The organism is Massilia sp. W12 (assembly GCF_037300705.1).
GTDB lineage: Bacteria > Pseudomonadota > Gammaproteobacteria > Burkholderiales > Burkholderiaceae_D > JACPVY01.
Map to the genome: position 1 here is coordinate 4,831,084 of NZ_CP147776.1, position 16,847 is coordinate 4,847,930.

Genomic DNA, 16,847 nt, shown 5'->3' on the forward strand with positions numbered 1-16,847 from the left:
ATCACTCCTCAGCCATCGATGTCTGAGCGCGATCAATGATCGGCTTCAACAGATAACTCATCATGGTCCGCTCACCGGTCTTGACGAATAAATCCACCGGCATACCGGGTTGCACTTTCAAATGCGCTAACTTCTTCATGCCGTCAGCGGTGACTTCCGCCTTCATCTTGTAATACGGCATACCATTATGCTCATCCACAAAACGGTCCGCAGACACCTGCACCAATTTGCCGGGAATATGCGGCGTGGTGTTTTGATTGAAGGCGGTAAACATCATTTCCACATCCAGCCCGGCATGCACTTTGTCGATCAAATGCACCGGCACCTGACCTTCCACCACCAGCTTAACATCAGACGGCACGATATCCATCATCTTAAAGCCGGGAGGCACCACGCCACCCTTGGTGAACACGCTCAAACCCACCACCGTGCCTGCCGCCGGGGCGCGAACTTCGGTCGCGGCCAGATCAAAATCATTGCTGGTTAAGCGCGCTTGCTGCGTTTCCGCTTCCCGCTGCACTTCGCTCAGATGCGAGCGCACTTCTTTTTGATATTCCTGCAAGCGCTGCGCGGAACGCATACTCAACTCCGCCATCTGTGAGCGCGCGCGGCCGATGTTGCCGATATCCTCCGCAATCGCGCCATGCAACTGTTCCATCGTGCGCTCCAGCTCCAACACGCGGTTGCGCGCGACAAAACCGTCGGCAGCCAAATCACGCAGACCGGACAGCTGCTCTTTCAGCAATTTCAATTGGCTTTGCTTACTGTTGCGCGACTGCTCCAAACCGCTGATCTGATTTTTCAGACCGGAAATGCCCTGCTCCATCGCCGCCAATTCACTTTGCAATGCCGACTGGCGCGAGGTGAATAATTGCTTTTGCATTTGCATGCTGGCTTCGACGCGCGGATCGCTTTTGGCTTTTTCAAGCTCAGGCGAAAACACCAGCGCTTTCTTGCCATCACGCTCAGCCACCAGACGCGCCTCCACCACACGGGCGGTGAAATATTGCACCCGCGTCACTTCCGCCTGCGCGCGCGCAGTGACATCAATCATACGCACCAGCACCTGCCCCTGTTTTACCTGATCGCCTTCTTTCACCAGGATGTCTTGAATCGTACCGCCATATTGATGTTGCACGGCTTTGCGCGCGCCGGACACCACCACCGTCCCCGACACCGGCACCCCTTTATCCAATGGCGCGGTAAAAGCCCACAGTAAAAAACCGCCCACCCCTGCCAAAACAATCCACCACCCCAGTTTGCTGTATGCGCCGTGATCCGTGTTTACCAGCGAATCGGATGCGGCGCCTTCTGCTGCCTTTTTGCGGGAAAAGAAACTCATTGATTACCCCTGCTCTGTTTCAGAGTTGGCCTCAGCTTGCAAGCGGGCCTGTTGATTCGCTTGTACTTGCGCCTGTAAGGCGGCTTGCTGTTGCGCAACTTGCTGTTGTTGTTGCATCGCCGCCTGATTCAAGGCCGCCACCACCTGATCGGTCGGGCCAAACATCTGCGCCACGCCGTCACGCAAAACCAGCAATTTGGTGGTTGCATTCAACACGCTGGTGCGATGTGTGATCAGCACAATGGTTTTGCCGCGCTGCCGCAGATCCAGCACGCTCTTGATCAGCGCCGCTTCGCCCACATCGTCGAGATTGGAATTCGGCTCATCCAGCACAATCAAGGCCGGGTCGCCGTACATCGCGCGCGCCAGCGCCAGACGCTGGCGCTGGCCGCCGGACAAACCGGCGCCGCCATCGCCCAGACGGGTGTCATAGCCTTGCGGCAATTGCAAAATCATTTCATGCACCCCGGCGCGGCGCGCCGCCAGCACCACCGCATCGCTGTCGATTTCGCCAAAACGGGCGATGTTTTCGCTCACCGTGCCGCCAAATAACTCGATATCCTGCGGCAGATAACCGATGGAAGGGCCAAGCTCGTCTTTATTCCACTGGTAAATATCGGCGCCATCCAGACGCACCTTGCCGATTTGCGCTCCCCACACGCCAACCAGCAGACGCGCCAACGTAGACTTACCCGAGCCGCTCGGCCCGATCACGCCCAGCACATCGCCGGGCTGCAGGGCGAAACTGACATTTTTCAATACCGCCGCCGGCGCGCCGGGCGGGCCGGCTGTGACAGATTCGAGCGCCAGCTTGCCTTCCGGCTTGGGCAGGGTCATGGTTTCGCGGCGCACCGGATTTTCTTCCAGCAGCTTGGACAGGCGCTCATAGGCGGAACGCGTACTGGCCCAGGATTTCCAGACTGCAATCACCTGCTGCACCGGACTCAAGGCGCGGCCCAGCAAAATCGAGGCGGCAATCATCATCCCCGGAGAAATCTTGCCTTCAATCACCAGCAAAGCACCCAAGCCGAGCACCAGCGATTGCACCGAGATTTGCACAAATTTGGTGATCGCGCCAACCAAGCCGGCCTTTTCACTGGCCTCTGCTTGCAAGGCGAGAAATTTCTGATGCATGATGAACCAGCGTCCCATCAGATTTTTCAGCATGCCCATGGATTCAATCACTTCGGCATGGCGCAAATTATTGGTGGCCAGATTGCCCGAAGCAATCGCCATCGTGTTCGCTTCGGCCAGCGGTTTGTGCGACACTTTTTCATTGATATACGCCAATGAAATCAAAATCGCCGTACTGATCAGCGCAAACCAGCCCAGCGTGCTGTCGAACATGAAAATCACCGCCAGGTAAATCGGAAACCATGGCGCATCAAAGAAGGCGAATAATGCGTTGCCGGTCAGAAATTGGCGCAAATTGGTCAGATCCGACAGCGCCTGACCGGCATTGCCGCCGGCGCGCTTGAGGTTTTGCTCAAATGCGGCGGTATACACGCGCTTATTGATGTTCAAGTCAAATTTGGCGCCCACCCGCACCAGCAGGAAGCTGCGCACCAACTCCAGCGCCCCCATCAGCAAAAAGGCGCCGAGGATCATCAAAGTCAGCATCAACAAAGTGATTTCATTGCGGCTCGCCAACACCCGGTCATAAACCTGCAACATATAAATGGAGGGCGCAAGCATCAACAAATTGATGATTGCGGAAAAGATGCCGACCGTGCGAAATGCGCCTTTAAACTGGCGCAAGGCCTCGGTGATTTCGTTTTTCGGCAATTGCATTTTATTTTTCATGTACGCTCAACCAGAAGAAGGCGCTGTGCGCCCGGTTATGTTCAGCCTGAGCCAACCCAGACTTACCGCCACCTCCGCGCCATGACTGCACAGTGCGGCGAAGCGGAAGAAAAGCAAATTCAAAGTATTTCATTACACCACATTTTCCGTAAATAAATGTGATGCAGATCACAAACCAGCGAAGCATACCATATTCGCAGTGGATTTGTCACAGCAGCCCGCAATACGCCAAGGTCGTATAATCGTACTCCCGTTTGTCTGCCTGCCCGCAATTTTGCGGCAAAGAATTTCATGACCCAAATGATCATTGGCTATAGCGACAGTGAAGACCGGCTGTGGCTGTTGTTGTCCGACGACGGACATCAATTCTGGTTGAGCCGGCGCTTTTGCGCCAATCTCTTAATTCAGCTGGAAAAAGCGCTGACCGAATCCTGCCCGCAAAGCGGGACGGGACGCGATCTGGCGGCCGAAACCAGAGTGGCGCTGGAGCATCAAGCCGCCCACGAGGCGCCGGAGGATGGCGTGAAAGCAGCCAGCGCGCCGCCGCGCCAAGAGTTGCCGCAGCAGCGTATTTCTGTGCTGCTGACACAGATTTTGATGACGGTGGATGGCAAACAGGCGCGCTTTGAATTGATCAGCCCGCAGTTTGAGCGCACTGTGTACCTGAACCGGGCGGAAGCGCATCTCTTGCTGTCCGGCCTGTGGCAGCGCGCGGAAGGCGCGCGCTGGGGCCTGCAGATGCCGGCCCTGCTGCGCCGCGCGCAACAGGGCGGCTGAACTCAGATTTTGCTGCGGATCTTACCGGCCATACGGGCCGGATGCATACCGGGGAAATAGCCGCGCCGGCGCGCCTCATCCACCAAGGCATGCCGGTTTTCCACATTGAATTTGGAATACAGCTCGGTCAGGCAGTTTTTCACGCGCCCGGTGGAAATCAGCAAAACCGCCGCCATTTCCTCATTGCTGGGCATGGGCTGCTTGAGCAACATATCGAGCAGCATCACCTCGCGCTCACTCAAATAAGGCACCATGTTTTTCGGCTCGCGCAAGACTTGCGACAGCAATTCCTGCGGATACGCCAAATGATCATCCAGCACTGCGCGCAATGCCGCATGCAAATGGCGCAACTCCCAGGCCTTATCCACAAAACCATGCGCCCCCATACGGATGCTGGCGCGGATCGCGGCCTGATCGGAAGTGCCGGAGAAAATCAATACCTTGGCGCCGCGCTCAAGCAATTCCGGCAACAGGCTCAAGCCATCGCCCTCCTGGCCAAGGTACAAGTCAAGTAAAGCAACCGCATATTTTTCATTGCGTAAAGCCAGCCGCATTTCACGCCGGTTGCTGACGGCGGTAACGCGAAAATTATCGCTCAGGTTTATTGATAATGCATCCATCAATAATTTATGATCATCTATCATGATTAGATTATGCATGCTGGGGCTTTCGGGAATGGGGCGTCGTCATGGACGCCTTCAGGGATGGAAAAACTGCGCCGGCAGATACTGAAAATTGCTGTCATGGCGCAGGCCGCAGAGCGCCTATTCTATGACTGGCTGTAAAATTTCACAAGCACTGGCGAAAATTTTGTTGCATCGCCTCCATTGATACTTAGGAAAAAAATGACGCACTTCCCACTCTATATTTTCACGAGACAGGTAATCATTCCCGCCCTTCCCAGTAAGTGTGAGTCTATTTTGGCATCGCCCGTGGTTTGACAAATTCTTTGCCGCCCCGATACCTAAAGTACTGGAAAAATACCGGAAGAAAAGTCAGAATATCCTCACTGATTGCGCGAGAGCACAAGCAGTGTTTTCTTGAAGAAGCAGTGTGGTCTGAGTCTCCACTGTGTTTTGCGGACGTCGCACACCTGGCGTGTGACGTCCGCCTTTTTTCACCATTCACACCCGTATATGGAATTCGCAGCGCTGGATGAATATCTGCGCCTGCGCCACACGCGCTGGCGCCGCACGCATGATGACACCGTAGCCTGGGTCGGCCCGGAAAACATTCAAACGCACGATGGCCGCATTTTGCCCGCGCCACGCCGCCAATCCACTTTGCCGCCGGATGCGCGCCTGTTTCACGCCGGCGATATTCTGCTCAGCCGCGCCAGCGCGGCGTTTCTGGGTGGGGCTTGCGGAATTGTCGATTTACAGGCGCAACTGGCCTTGGCCGGCAGCGCCAGCCTGCCGGCAATTGGCGCATGCAGCCCGCAAATCCTGGTGTTGCAAGGCCAGTCTGAGCAAGATTTGACTTATTTCTGCCATTGGCTGCGCTGGCGTGGCCGGCTGGCCTTGGCGCAGTTGATCCGGGAACATGGCGCGCGCCCCCGGGTGCCGCGCAGCGCGCTGGCGCATTGCTGGCTGGCGCTGCCCGGCCCCGGCCTGCGCCAGATTTTCGCCAGCTATCTGACCTTGCAAAGCGCCCGCATCTGTCTGCCGCTGCATGGAGCGGCAGCGCGCAGTCTTGCGGCACAGGCATTTTGCGCGCAAGCCTGGGAGCGCTGGGAGCAGGATTTATTGGCGCTGGCGCGGCCATAAAAAAACCGCGCAAACGCGCGGTTTTTCCCGAGTGATGACAAATCAGATCATCAGCAGCGAGCGCCAGATCGGCAGGCGCTTCATCAGCACGGCATCAATCTGCGCCGCCAGTTCGCGCTGATTTTCTTCCGCGCTTTCCAATGGCTTGCCTTCACGCATCATGCGACGGCCTTGCGCCGACATCATGCGCCAGGCTTCATTGACCAGCGAGGTCAAATCATTCGCAAATTTCGGCTGGGCCGAGATGATCAAATACACCATCCGTTCCATATAGTTGGCGCTGACGCCATTGCCGAGCAGCGGCGAAGCAAGGGCTTGCCATTCGTCGGAATAACGCACTTGCTGCGCCAACACGCGGTTGAGGCGCTTGGCCGCTTCGCCGGATGGCGTTTTGGCATGATTGAAATACAGACCCACTTGATTCGAAGCGAACAACATGGTGGCGATCTGGGTCAGATTGCCATAAGTCTGGCCCTGCAGCTTGGGCAGGCGGCCCAACTCTTCCAGCGTCATCGGCTTTTCCGCCAGCGCATCCAGCACCGGGCCATAGCTTTCTTCCTTGCCATTGACTTCGCCGATGCCCAGCTTCATTTGCAAAGAAACATCCTTGCGCGGCACCAGCAGCGCCACCCCGACCTGCCCCAGCCATTCGGCCTGACGCATCGGACTCATGCGGCGCGGCCCGCGCACAAACACATCGCGGCGGAATTGGGTATTGAACAGATAATCCAGCACAGTTTCACGCATGGACGGATTGGACACGCTGTTGAGCAGCTCCTGGCGCGGCGCATCCAGATACAGTCCGTGGTAGGCGAAGGGCAGATCCGCCGAACCGATAAAATCCAGCTTGGCGTTGGCCATATCGCGCGCCACGTCAACGTGGTACATCGGTTCCCAATGGCGGTGCATGTATTCGTGCACCAGATAATTGCGACTGCCGTTCTTCAAGACTTCAACCCGGCTCTTCAAGCTCGGATTGACATTGAAATAACCGGCGTTCAATTCGGCCAGTTTTTCAATAAATTGCGCGCCGGCATTGACTTGCAAATCGCTGCGATTCGGATGCAAATCGCCATGCTCCACCAGCAGACGCTGCATCGGCAGCGCAGCCGCCCAGCCCGGCATCGCGTTATAGCTCATATACACAATGCCGCCCGGCTTCAGATAGCGGCGGATGAATTCGGCGATGTGCGCGCGGTTTTCGCGCGTCACCCAGGTGTAAATGCCATGCAGCGTGATGAAATCGAACTGCGGCAAATCAACTTCGCCCTTGGCCAGTTCTTCAAAGCTGTTTTCCAGCAAATGCAGATTGGAGAGTTGCGCGGCGTCAGCAAAATTGCGCGCGCCAGCCACATGGCCGGGGTTGAAGTCGGTGGCGTAAAACTGACCATTCGGATGCGCCGCCGCCTGCAGGCTGACCGTCAAACCGCGCCCGAAGCCGAGTTCGCAGTAGGTGAAGGGACGATTCAAGGGCACCGGCTCATAGCCGTTCAAGACGCATGCAAAATTCAGATAGACCGGGCTTTGCTCCCGGTAAAAACCCGCCGTATATTCCACATCCGACGCGTAACCTGCAGTCCAGTTCATTCGCTACTCCGGGAAAAAGTTCAAGGTAAGGCGTTGATTCTATCAAATGCAGAGGGGAATGCCGGTTTTTGCGGGAGTGGATTGGGGAAATCGTTTGCGGCTTGTGGCTCAGCGTTGGCGTTGACGCAGGTCAGCCCGGGTAAAGCACGCTTCACATCTGACTCAAGTTGAAAAACCGGCTTGGTGCAGCCAACACATGAGACATGCAGATTTGGGACTTATTGCCTGCAGCGTCTTCATGCCTCACATGGACACAAACAATTTAACAATTAACTGCAACCCTCTTCAAAAATTCCTCGCCACAGCCTGAAGCATTGCCATATCAGCACAGGAAAAATGAAAAAGGCCAAGCCTTGCGGCTTGGCCTTGATTGCCTGATGCGCAGCTTTCACTGCGCATCAACAGCTGGAGATTAAGCCAGCGTCAGCGAGTTGCCAGACAGCGTTGCTGCAGACAGATCCACCAGACCGGTCAGCTTGATCACGGCGTCAGTACCGTTCACGAAGCTGGCGTTCACGCCGGAACCGTCATGGCGGGATTGCACCAGATAGGTGTCGCCATTGAATTGGAACCAGCCGAAGTAGCCATTCGCGCTAGCGTTGCCGCCAGCTTGAATCACTGCATTCGCATAGTCCTGGAACACAGCGGTGTTGGTCAGCGCAATCTTCGAGGAACCGAATACTTCAGTACCCAAATCGCCGAAGGTCAGGGTAACGCCTGCGTGCGGGTCAACGATCGTGCTGTAAGTATTGACGTTGCTACCCGATGCGGACAAGGTCACCACGTCTTTACCTGCGCCCAGAGTGATGGTGTTGATGCCGCCACCCACGGTGATGGTGTCAACGCCAGCGCCGCCGGTGATGGTGTTGTTGCCGCTACCTGCGGTCACAGTGTTAGCGCCATCGCCCACGGTGATGGTGTTGTTGCCATTGCCCACGGTGATGGTGTCATCGCCCTTGCCTGCAGTCACGGTGTTGCTGCCTGCGCCGCCGGAGAATTTGTTGGCGCCATCGCCCAACGCAACCACGTTGTTTTTGGCATTGCCGATGGTGACATCATCGTCGCCAGTACCGCCAGTGTAGGTCACTGCAGCGGTGGCTGCAGTTGCAGTCAGCTTATTATCACCAGTAGCGGAACCTTTGATCGTAGCCGCAGCAGCCAACGCGCCAGTGGTGAAGGCGAAACCACCCAGGCTGATGCCGGAAGCATCCAGCGAAGTCAGTGCGGTGCTTGCAGCAGTCAGGCTCAGACCAGCATTGCCGCTGACAGTGATCGTGCTAGCCGAGTTGCCCAACAGGGTCAGGGTGTTATTGAACGTACCGCTCGGAGTAGCTTGCGTGTCAGCAACAGTGATCGCGATGGTTTCCACATTAGCGGCAGTGATGCCGGTGGAAGCGAATGCCACGCCAGCGCCGGAGCCGTCGGTCAGGCTGACGTTCAGCACATCAGTCTTACCTGCGGAGAACGCGCTGTTCGCCACGGTGTAAGCAGTGCCAGCGCCGGTCAACAACAGCGTGCCATTGCTCGGCAGATTGTTCAGGGTCAAGCCATTGCCACCGCTGGTGGACACATGGTTGAAATTGCCCAACACAGCCAGATCAATGGTTTGATTGGTGGAGCCGGTCAACACCAGACGTTCGAAGTTGGTCACCAGGCCAGCAAACTTGGTATCTGCAGATGCGGTCGCCGCGCTTGCTGCAGAAATAGTCAGGCTGTCGGTGCCAGCGCCGCCATCGATAGCGACAGTGCTGGCGCCATTCAGGGCCAGGCTGTCATCGCCGCCGCCCAGGCTGATTGCCTTGGAAACAGCACCGGTGGTGGTCACAGCGTCAACGCCAGCGCCGCCGGTATAAGTGGCTTTGGAAGCATCCACAGTGATCTTCGAGGAACCGCTGCTGGCAGAGGTATCGATCGAGGTCATCTTGGCGCCGCTCAGGTCTGCGGTCAGGCCGGCAGAACCGGACACAACTGCGGTGGTCATCGAAGTCAGGCCTGCGGTGGAAGTCAGGGTCAGGCCCTTGGTGCCAGCCACGGTCAGCTTGGTCAGAGCGCCGAAGGTGATATTCGCCAGGGTGGATGCAGTACCAGTGGTAGTCACATTCAGAGTGGTGTAGATATCAGCATCATCCAGCGTGCCGCTGGTTTGACCATCAAGGCTCAGAGCCAGCGTCTTGTTAGTCGGGCTCTTCAGACCGCTGTTGTCGATAATCATGTTGCTGCTGCCGCCTTTCAGCGACAGCGAAGTCAGCGCATTGCCAGTGATTGCCACGCCGCCGAAGTTGGTCACCGAAACAGAGGTGATCGTGCCTGCGTCAGTCGTGCCGCCGTTCACGTCATTGATGAACACGTTAGCAGTTTGCACACCGGCAACAGTTGCGCTGGCAGATGCTTTGGCAGTGCCGGTCACAGATACGCTGGTGGTGCTGGCGCCGCCATTGACCGTCACACTACCTTGTGTAGCGGTTTTATTGACGGAGGTGGACACGTTTTGGGTGATGCTGACAGTCTTACCGCCAGTCACAGTGATATCGCCAGAGGTATAGCTGGCAGTATCGGTAGAAGTGTGATTGATAACCACAGCGCCGGCCGGAGCGCTCACGCCGCCGATCGTCACGTCACCGGTAGTAGCGCCGCTGGTGGTCAGGGTGAGATCATCGCCGCCGTTCACGGTCACTTCATTGGTGGTTTGCTTGGAGACGCTCAGCACGCCATCCGTGGTGGCTGCCAGAGTCACATCCATATCGCCGGTAGCAGCAGCGGTCAGGCTGGTCAGGCCAGTCCACTTAGTTACGTTGCCGGAGATAGCAGAATCAGCGGTCAAGGATGCAGCTTCGATGTTCTTGATAACAGCGGTGTCCGGCAGAGTCAAGGTTGCGCCGGTAGCCGACACAACGGTCAGCGTATCGTTGCCAAGGCCGCCGTCCAGATTGTCGAACGAGGTCAGGGTCGAAGCAGTGGTAGCGGTGGAAGCGAAGGTGTCATTGCCTTTGCCGCCGGTGAAGGTGTCGATACCAATGGTCAGGTTGTAGGTTTGACCTTTGTTGTTCACAGCGTCAGCAGCTGCAACCACGTTCAGAATGGTGGCGTCGATGCCGCCTTCAGCAGTCGCCTGGGTGGCTTCATCAGTCACGCCGGTCAGGAAGGTGCGGCCCAGTGCGATCGCATCCTTGTTGTTGTAAGCCAGAATTTCAGGAGTGGTGTCCAGAGCGTTCGTGAACACGGTTGCGGCGGACACTTTGGAGTTGTAAGCGGTCAAGTCGGCGCCAACAGCGCTCTTGCTGACTTCAGTCACAACGTTGGACATGGTCAGATCGCCGGCAGCCAGTTTTTGCGACCAGTACAGCAAACCGCCCACTTCAGCGTCACGGCCGAACAGGTTGCGGTAAATGGTGTTGATGATGGCTTCATTGGTCATGCCAGCATAGGTGGCAGTGTATTCAGCCGAGGTCGAGAAGAAGGCGCTGACGGCAGAGGTATCGCCATTCTTGGAGGCGACAACGCCTTCCCAGAACGCCTGACCGACCGGGTCTGCCGGACGGTTGAAATATGCTACGTACAGCTTTTGTACTGCTGCGGTATATTGACCCATTTGGAAACTCCCAGGAAAGTCAGATTATGAAAAATAAGCGGCACGCGATACCAAACTTCGCAAGAACCTCGAGCCGCATGATCGCAGAAGGCGCTTATTGCTTGATGTGACGAGCATCACAAAAAACGATAAAGACCATCCAGTCTCAGGCGAATTCAACAAAAAAACAACATCCCTGCTGTTCAAATCCAGCCCACTATGCCGCGCACAATGAGGAGAAAAGTGGAGATGTTTGAGAGCCGGGCGCTGCCAGCGCCACCCTTTTTGCCAGTCCCGCGTCGTGTACAACACGTTTCGCCCGAGTGACTGCTCTCAGTAAACAGGGCCACCGAAGTGGCCCTCAACAGGAATCAAAACCATTTACGCATAGATTATTCATTCCTTCTGTGCAGCGCGCAGATTATAGCTCACTTGCCCACAGATTTGCCCCATGCTGTTTTGCCGTACACGACTTCTCTGCTCAAACTGTCCAACGGCCCCTGGAACAAATACCAGGCTTTGTCGCCGCCTGCGCCCACAATCCCTTCCACCTGCATAGTATTAGTGGAAATAAAGCTTTGCCGTTCAGAGTAGATCCGCGCATCCTTGGTCAGATACCCTTCGCTTTGCAATGAGTAAGATTTCTCGCCGTGTTGCAGCACGAAGCTGGTAAAGAAAGTGCGCTTGCCGAAATCCAGATTCAATACCCCGTTTTCCACCTTGGCTAACACCACCGAACCTGTGGCGGGGGTCTTCACCAGCGCTTCGGAATCTTGCAGTGTCATGCCGAATTTGCCCTGCTGCGGCAAACTCCAATCCACGCCTTCACGCGCCAGGGCCAGCACGTAATAGGGATTGGACGCCACTACCTGGCGGTTTTTCTGCAGATTCACATAATTCTGCTCAGCCGGTTTATCCAACACCGGCTGCCAACGCCCCCACACCACGTCTTTGTAGTGTATCGGCTGGGTCGCCGGCGGTTGCGGATTCATCACCGCCAATTCCATATCGGGTTTCGGCACGATATCGACCAGGGGCGGGGAAACGCTGGCCCCGCTGCCGGGTTTATCAACCGGTTGCGGCGGCCCGGCTTTTTGTAAATTCAAGCTCTTTTGCGGATCAAGGCTCAAGTCCGCGCCGCCGGGCGCCGTCGGTTTATTTCCCTCATCCTGACGCGGCAGCACCGCTGAGAATTCCGGCGCTGCGGCGTTTGGCAGGCTTTGCGGCGCACTCTGGCCGCGTTTGATCTGCAACATCTGCCCGACCTGGTTGGCGAATAATTCACGGCTGTTGCCGCCTTCACAGGGGCCATGCCCCTCAGGGCCGCAGCCGGAGCCAAAACCGGACACCACGATGCCGCCGGAAATCACCGCCACGCGCGAGGTTTCGGCATCCGTGAACACGGTGAAATCGGTGCCGCGCACGCCGATCGCTGCAACAGGGGTATTGAAACGGAAATTCTGCCGCGCCAGCTTCACCGCTTCGCCGGAAATGCTGCGCGCCACGCCGGACAGAAGTTCGAGCTTGATGCGGGTGTTTTTGGGATTGTTTTGATCGATATGGTAGGCCACGATGCGGGCGCGGCTGGAGGGGCGCAGAATCAAAAATCCGTTGTCCACCGTTTTCACATAGACAAATCCATCTGCGCCGGTGGCGATTTCATCGCCTTCGTGCACCGGGTCGCCTTGGCTCAAAGTGTGTTGCGCCAGTTTAGCCTGCCCGCTCACATAGACAATGCGGCCAGCTTCGCCGGCATATGCATTCACTGCAAGCCACAACAGACAGGCGGCGCTTAATAAATAGCGTGTCATGTCAGCACTCCTCATTTAGCGCGATCTTGCGCGTGATTTACGGCAAATTCTGTGATCCGCATCACATGCATTTTACCTGTCACAAGCCCGCACTGGAGCGCGATTGACAAACCTTACAAATCCTTACAATAAACACAAATTGGATTTCCATCATAGCGCCACGGTGCGGCGCAGCAGTGGCGCACTGTTACAATAGCCGCCACCATGAAACACGCCAGCCCCGCCCCCCGCTCCGCACCACGTCGCATTTCCCGACTGCGACTGGGACTGGCCGCGCTTTGTCTGAGCTTGTGCGCTGCACTGCAGTTTTTGCCAAACGATAACCGCTCCTGGTTCGCCAACGAATGGTTGCGCGATCAGTTTGTGCAATGGCTGGCGCAAGACACGCCGGAACAACGTTTCGTGGTGATCGATATTGATGAAAAAAGCCTGGCCAGCATCGGCCCCTGGCCCTGGCCGCGCGCGCGGCTGGCGGATTTGATTGAAGAATTGCTCGGCAATCAGCAAGCCAAGGGGGTGGCGCTGGATATGCTGTTGCCCGATCCACTCGACGCCCCCGGCGACGCGCGCTTGGCGATGCTGGGCCGTTTCGGCCCCCTGCTGTTGGCGCAGGCGTTTGATTATCAAGGCAATTTACCGCTGACAATCGGGCAGTTGATCGCCCCGCCGCCGGCCCGCACGCTGGCCCCGCCGCGCGCCAGCGTGCCGGCCAGCGGCTTTCTGGCCAACCATGCCGCCTTGGCGCATCCCGACGCCAAGGCAGGCAATATCGGCCTGGCCCCGGACAAAGACGGCATGATCCGCCGCTTGCCGCTATACACCCGCTATCAGGACAAAGACTGGCCCACCCTGACCCTGGCCCTGGTGGAATGTTGCAGCGGGCGCGCCACCCGCCTGCCGCGCGCCGCCGCGAATGGATTCTGGCGCGTACCCTACCAGCGCCAATGGTCAGCCTATACCGTGATCCCGGCCTCGGTGATTTTGCGCCAGGAACTGCCGCCCGGCCAGTTGGAGCACAAATTGGTGCTGGTCGGCTCCTCCGCGCTCGGCCTGGGCGATCGCGTGGCGACCCCGCTGGCGGCGAATAGCAGCGGGGTGCTGGTGCATGCATCAGCGCTGACCCGCCTGCTCGACTTGCAAGAGGGCGTGGCTCCTGCGCCATGGCCCGGGCGCGCGCTGGCGCTGGCCTACACTTTCCTGCTGTGCCTGCTGTGGCTGTGGCCGCGTCAAGGTGCGCTGAGTAAATTGCTGTGGCTGCTCGGGGCCGGCTTGCTATGGCTGCCGCTGGCGGCATGGTGCAGCGTGCACGACGGCGAGTTTTCCGCCAGCGCGCCCTTGCTCAGTCTATTAGTGCTGCTGGTGATCGGCATGCCGCTGGATTGGCAAACCAGCCAGCGCATGTCGCGCCGCCTGCTCAACGCCCTGCGCCAATATGTGGCCCCGGCAGTGGTGGATGAACTGCTCAAGCGCGGCCTGCAAGAAACCCTGGCCCCGGCGCAACGCCAGATCACCACCCTGATTGCGGATATGCAAGGCTATACCAGCCAAGTGGAACAACTGGATGTGCATGAAGCAGCGCAATTGACCAGTGATTTTCTGGCCTGTCTGACCGGGCCTGTGCTGGCGGCGCGCGGCACGATTGATAAATATACCGGCGACGGCATAGTCGCCTTTTGGGGCGCGCCGCTGCCAAGCGCGGATCATGCCGATTGCGCGCTGGATGCGGCGCGCGGCATTTTGCAACGCGTGGCGGAATTCAGCCGGCAACGCGAAGCCGCCGGCCTGCCCGGATTGCGCGTGCGCATCGGGATTGAAAGCGGAGAGGCAATGGCAGGCGATTACGGCTCCGCCGAACGCAGTATTTATACCGCAGTCGGCGACAGTGTGAATGTGGCGGCGCGCCTGGAACAGTTGGCGCGCGATTATCCGCATGACGTGATCATCGGCCAGGGGTGCGCGGCCAGCCAGACCCGGCACCAATTGCAAGCGCTGGGTGAAGTGCATTTGCGCGGAAGGGAAAAGCCGATTGCAATTCATACTTTGCAGGAGGCGGCATGAAACGGAGCCTTGGCGCGCTCTTCCTTGGCCTGTGCGCCAGCCTGGCCGTGGCGCAAGACAATGCGACGCCGCTGGCCGATGGCGATGAACAAAACCGCCTGTATCTGGAAGCGCTGCAGGCATTGGGCGAAGGGCGCAAACTCGACGCCAGCAAGCGCTTGAAACATTTAACGGAAATCGAACCGAAACATGCCGGGGCCTGGCTGGATCTGGCCTTGATTCAGTGCGAACTTGGCAACAGCAAAGAAGCGGAACAATTGTTTGCCGACATTTTGCGCCGCTTCAATCCGCCGCAAGCCATTCGCGAAATCATTGCATCCAGGCAAAAACAGGGTTGCGAACTCAAAGAGCGCAACTGGAGTTGGGGCGCATCGCTGGCGCGCGGGCGCGAACAGAATGTGAATCAGGGCGCGAGCGACGCCTATTTGGATGGCGGCGCCGTCAGCGAAGAGTTTTTACCCAAGGCCGACAATTATCTGCAAGCCTCGGCAGAGGCCCAGCTTGAAGTGAGCGGAAATGGCGCGAATCTGATCATGCAATGGTCGGCGCGCCGTCATGACCGCTTGCACCAATATGACAGCGGGCAATTATTCGCTGGCGTGGAACAAGCCTGGCGCCTGCACGGCTGGAATTTGCGCGGTTCGCTCTGGTTCGGCGTGCATGGTTTGGGCGGCGCCTTGTATCAACGCCAGACCCAGGTGCAATTACGCGCCACTCCGCCGCTGAATCTGCCGCCGGAATGGCAGGCGCATTTGAGCGCCAGCGCCAGCCATTTGCGTTATCTGACCCTGACCTCTTTCGACGCCAACACCCAGGAATTGCGGGCGCAGCTGCAATACCGCAAACCGCAGCGCACCCTGCAAGCCTCGCTGACCTGGGCGAATGACCACGCGACTGACGCGCGCCCCGGCGGCCATCGGCACGGCTGGCTGGGCCATCTGCAGTGGCGCGAAAAAGTGCATGAAAATCTGTCAGCGGAACTCAGTTGGTCGCGCCAGACCTGGCGCGGCTCCAGTCCCTATTCACAGGAAATTTTCGGCGATCTGGTGCGGCAGCAAAGTATGCAGACCCTGCGCATGGCCATGGTCTGGCAGCAAAACGACAAACAAAGTTGGCAGATGGAGTGGCGCGCGGTGCGCAATCGCGAGAATATCTCTGTATTTCAGTACAATAACCAGCAATTGCAATTAAGCTGGCATTGGTATCACAACTGAATCCAGTGCAATGCCCATTCCGGCAAGCCCGCATGGCGTGGTAAGCTTGCCCGGATGACAAGCAAACCGCACATTTTCAACAGGCAAGGATGGCTAGCGTAATCAATCACAAACAGGCTGAGCAGCAAGTGGTGCAGCACAAGCCTGCGCATATCGAAGCCGACGCCGCGCCTGGCAGCATGGCGCTGCATCATAATGCGCGGCAAAATCTGCACATCCACTTGCGCCGCATCCCGCTGCTGGCTGATTTAAGCGATGAGGAAATCGTACGCGTCAAAACGGATCTGCGCATCCGCCAATACGCCAAGCGTGAAGTGGTGCTGCAAAAAGGCGGCAGCGGCGACGCCCTGCTGTTTTTGCTGGCCGGCCAATTGCAAGTGATTGATGTGACGGAAGACGGACGCGCGATCGGCTTGCGCATGTTGAATCCGGGCGACTTCTTTGGCGAAATCGCCGTCATCAACAATTCCACCCGCTCTGCCTCGGTGGTGGCGATGAGTGAAGTGCTGGTGGCGTTTTTACCAGCCCCGACCGCCTTGCATCTGTTTTCCCACTCGCCATCGGTGGCGAATCTGATGTTGCGCCATCTGGCGCAAAAAATTCAACGCGACTCCGAATTCCGCGCCCTGCTCTCGATCAACAATATTTCCAAGCGCATCTACACCTATCTGAGCCTGCTCAAGCAAACCCTGCCGGACGGGCGCGAAGTGATAGAAAACATGCCCACCCATCAAGATGTGGCGAATATGGTCAACACCAGCCGCGAATCCGTCACGCGCGCGCTGGCGGTGCTGTTGCAGCAGGGCATTGTGGAAAAACAGGCGCACCGGCTCTTGATTCATGATCCGGCGGGGTTGTTGAAGGCGATACAGAATGCGGGGTAGGGACAAATCAGGAGTACATCAACGAACTTAATTAAAG

The 16,847-nt window shown here is 57.5% G+C and carries 11 protein-coding genes; 5 read left to right on the forward strand and 6 right to left on the reverse strand.

Annotated features, from left to right (window positions below; all coding sequences use genetic code 11):
- Window position 1 precedes the first annotated feature (1 nt).
- Together V8J88_RS19705 and V8J88_RS19710 are read right to left on the reverse strand one after the other, a co-directional pair.
- Window positions 2-1,342: an HlyD family type I secretion periplasmic adaptor subunit gene (locus V8J88_RS19705; protein ID WP_338845942.1), complete on the reverse strand. Its 1,341-nt coding sequence runs from the start codon at window positions 1,340-1,342 to the stop codon at window positions 2-4.
- A 3-nt stretch (window positions 1,343-1,345) separates the two neighbouring features.
- On the reverse strand, window positions 1,346-3,145 hold the full coding sequence (locus V8J88_RS19710) for a type I secretion system permease/ATPase (RefSeq protein ID WP_338845943.1): 1,800 nt from the start codon (window positions 3,143-3,145) through the stop codon (window positions 1,346-1,348).
- Window positions 3,146-3,436: 291 nt separating this feature from the next.
- Between V8J88_RS19710 and V8J88_RS19715 the strand changes: the two genes are divergently transcribed.
- On the forward strand, window positions 3,437-3,922 hold the full coding sequence (locus V8J88_RS19715; protein ID WP_338845944.1) for a hypothetical protein: 486 nt from the start codon (window positions 3,437-3,439) through the stop codon (window positions 3,920-3,922).
- 2 nt (window positions 3,923-3,924) lie between these two features.
- Here the strand turns inward: V8J88_RS19715 and V8J88_RS19720 are convergent, their stop codons facing one another.
- A complete protein-coding gene (locus V8J88_RS19720; RefSeq protein WP_338845945.1) occupies window positions 3,925-4,566 on the reverse strand; it encodes a response regulator transcription factor in 642 nt (213 codons plus the stop codon).
- Between the two features lie 492 nt (window positions 4,567-5,058).
- Here V8J88_RS19720 and V8J88_RS19725 point away from each other — a divergent pair, with 492 nt between their 5' ends.
- Window positions 5,059-5,688, forward strand: a complete 630-nt coding sequence (locus V8J88_RS19725; protein ID WP_338845947.1) for a hypothetical protein — start codon at window positions 5,059-5,061, stop codon at window positions 5,686-5,688.
- A gap of 42 nt (window positions 5,689-5,730) precedes the next feature.
- Here V8J88_RS19725 and V8J88_RS19730 read toward each other — a convergent pair whose 3' ends face one another.
- The 3 genes from V8J88_RS19730 to V8J88_RS19740 form a co-directional block, all read right to left on the reverse strand.
- Complete coding sequence (locus tag V8J88_RS19730) at window positions 5,731-7,275, reverse strand: methyltransferase regulatory domain-containing protein (protein WP_338845949.1); 1,545 nt, start codon at window positions 7,273-7,275, stop codon at window positions 5,731-5,733.
- Between the two features lie 412 nt (window positions 7,276-7,687).
- Window positions 7,688-10,864: a DUF4214 domain-containing protein gene (locus tag V8J88_RS19735; protein WP_338845951.1), complete on the reverse strand. Its 3,177-nt coding sequence runs from the start codon at window positions 10,862-10,864 to the stop codon at window positions 7,688-7,690.
- A gap of 407 nt (window positions 10,865-11,271) precedes the next feature.
- Entirely contained in the window at window positions 11,272-12,654 is a 1,383-nt protein-coding gene (locus V8J88_RS19740) for a FecR family protein (protein ID WP_338845952.1), read from the reverse strand.
- A gap of 309 nt (window positions 12,655-12,963) precedes the next feature.
- Here V8J88_RS19740 and V8J88_RS19745 point away from each other — a divergent pair, with 309 nt between their 5' ends.
- The 3 genes from V8J88_RS19745 (at window position 12,964) to V8J88_RS19755 (ending at window position 16,810) form a co-directional block, all read left to right on the forward strand.
- Window positions 12,964-14,712 (forward strand): adenylate/guanylate cyclase domain-containing protein, encoded by a 1,749-nt coding sequence (locus V8J88_RS19745; RefSeq protein ID WP_338845953.1) that lies wholly within the window; start codon window positions 12,964-12,966, stop codon window positions 14,710-14,712.
- Entirely contained in the window at window positions 14,709-15,926 is a 1,218-nt protein-coding gene (locus V8J88_RS19750; RefSeq protein WP_338845954.1) for a tetratricopeptide repeat protein, read from the forward strand. The genes V8J88_RS19745 and V8J88_RS19750 overlap by 4 nt, the downstream gene beginning before the upstream one ends.
- Before the next feature lie 89 nt (window positions 15,927-16,015).
- On the forward strand, window positions 16,016-16,810 hold the full coding sequence (locus V8J88_RS19755) for a Crp/Fnr family transcriptional regulator (protein ID WP_338845955.1): 795 nt from the start codon (window positions 16,016-16,018) through the stop codon (window positions 16,808-16,810).
- The last annotated feature ends 37 nt before the right edge of the window (window positions 16,811-16,847 follow it).

Excerpts from the sequence above, each read along its gene's own strand:
- V8J88_RS19710 (WP_338845943.1), bottom strand. The coding sequence starts at position 3,145 with ATGAAAAATAAAATGCAATTGCCGAAAAACGAAATCACCGAGGCCTTG.
- V8J88_RS19715 (WP_338845944.1), top strand. The coding sequence starts at position 3,437 with ATGACCCAAATGATCATTGGCTATAGCGACAGTGAAGACCGGCTGTGG.
- V8J88_RS19720 (WP_338845945.1), bottom strand. The coding sequence starts at position 4,566 with ATGATAGATGATCATAAATTATTGATGGATGCATTATCAATAAACCTG.
- V8J88_RS19730 (WP_338845949.1), bottom strand. The coding sequence starts at position 7,275 with ATGAACTGGACTGCAGGTTACGCGTCGGATGTGGAATATACGGCGGGT.
- V8J88_RS19725 (WP_338845947.1), top strand. The coding sequence starts at position 5,059 with ATGGAATTCGCAGCGCTGGATGAATATCTGCGCCTGCGCCACACGCGC.
- V8J88_RS19740 (WP_338845952.1), bottom strand. The coding sequence starts at position 12,654 with ATGACACGCTATTTATTAAGCGCCGCCTGTCTGTTGTGGCTTGCAGTG.
- V8J88_RS19705 (WP_338845942.1), bottom strand. The coding sequence starts at position 1,342 with ATGAGTTTCTTTTCCCGCAAAAAGGCAGCAGAAGGCGCCGCATCCGAT.
- V8J88_RS19735 (WP_338845951.1), bottom strand. The coding sequence starts at position 10,864 with ATGGGTCAATATACCGCAGCAGTACAAAAGCTGTACGTAGCATATTTC.
- V8J88_RS19755 (WP_338845955.1), top strand. The coding sequence starts at position 16,016 with ATGGCTAGCGTAATCAATCACAAACAGGCTGAGCAGCAAGTGGTGCAG.
- V8J88_RS19750 (WP_338845954.1), top strand. The coding sequence starts at position 14,709 with ATGAAACGGAGCCTTGGCGCGCTCTTCCTTGGCCTGTGCGCCAGCCTG.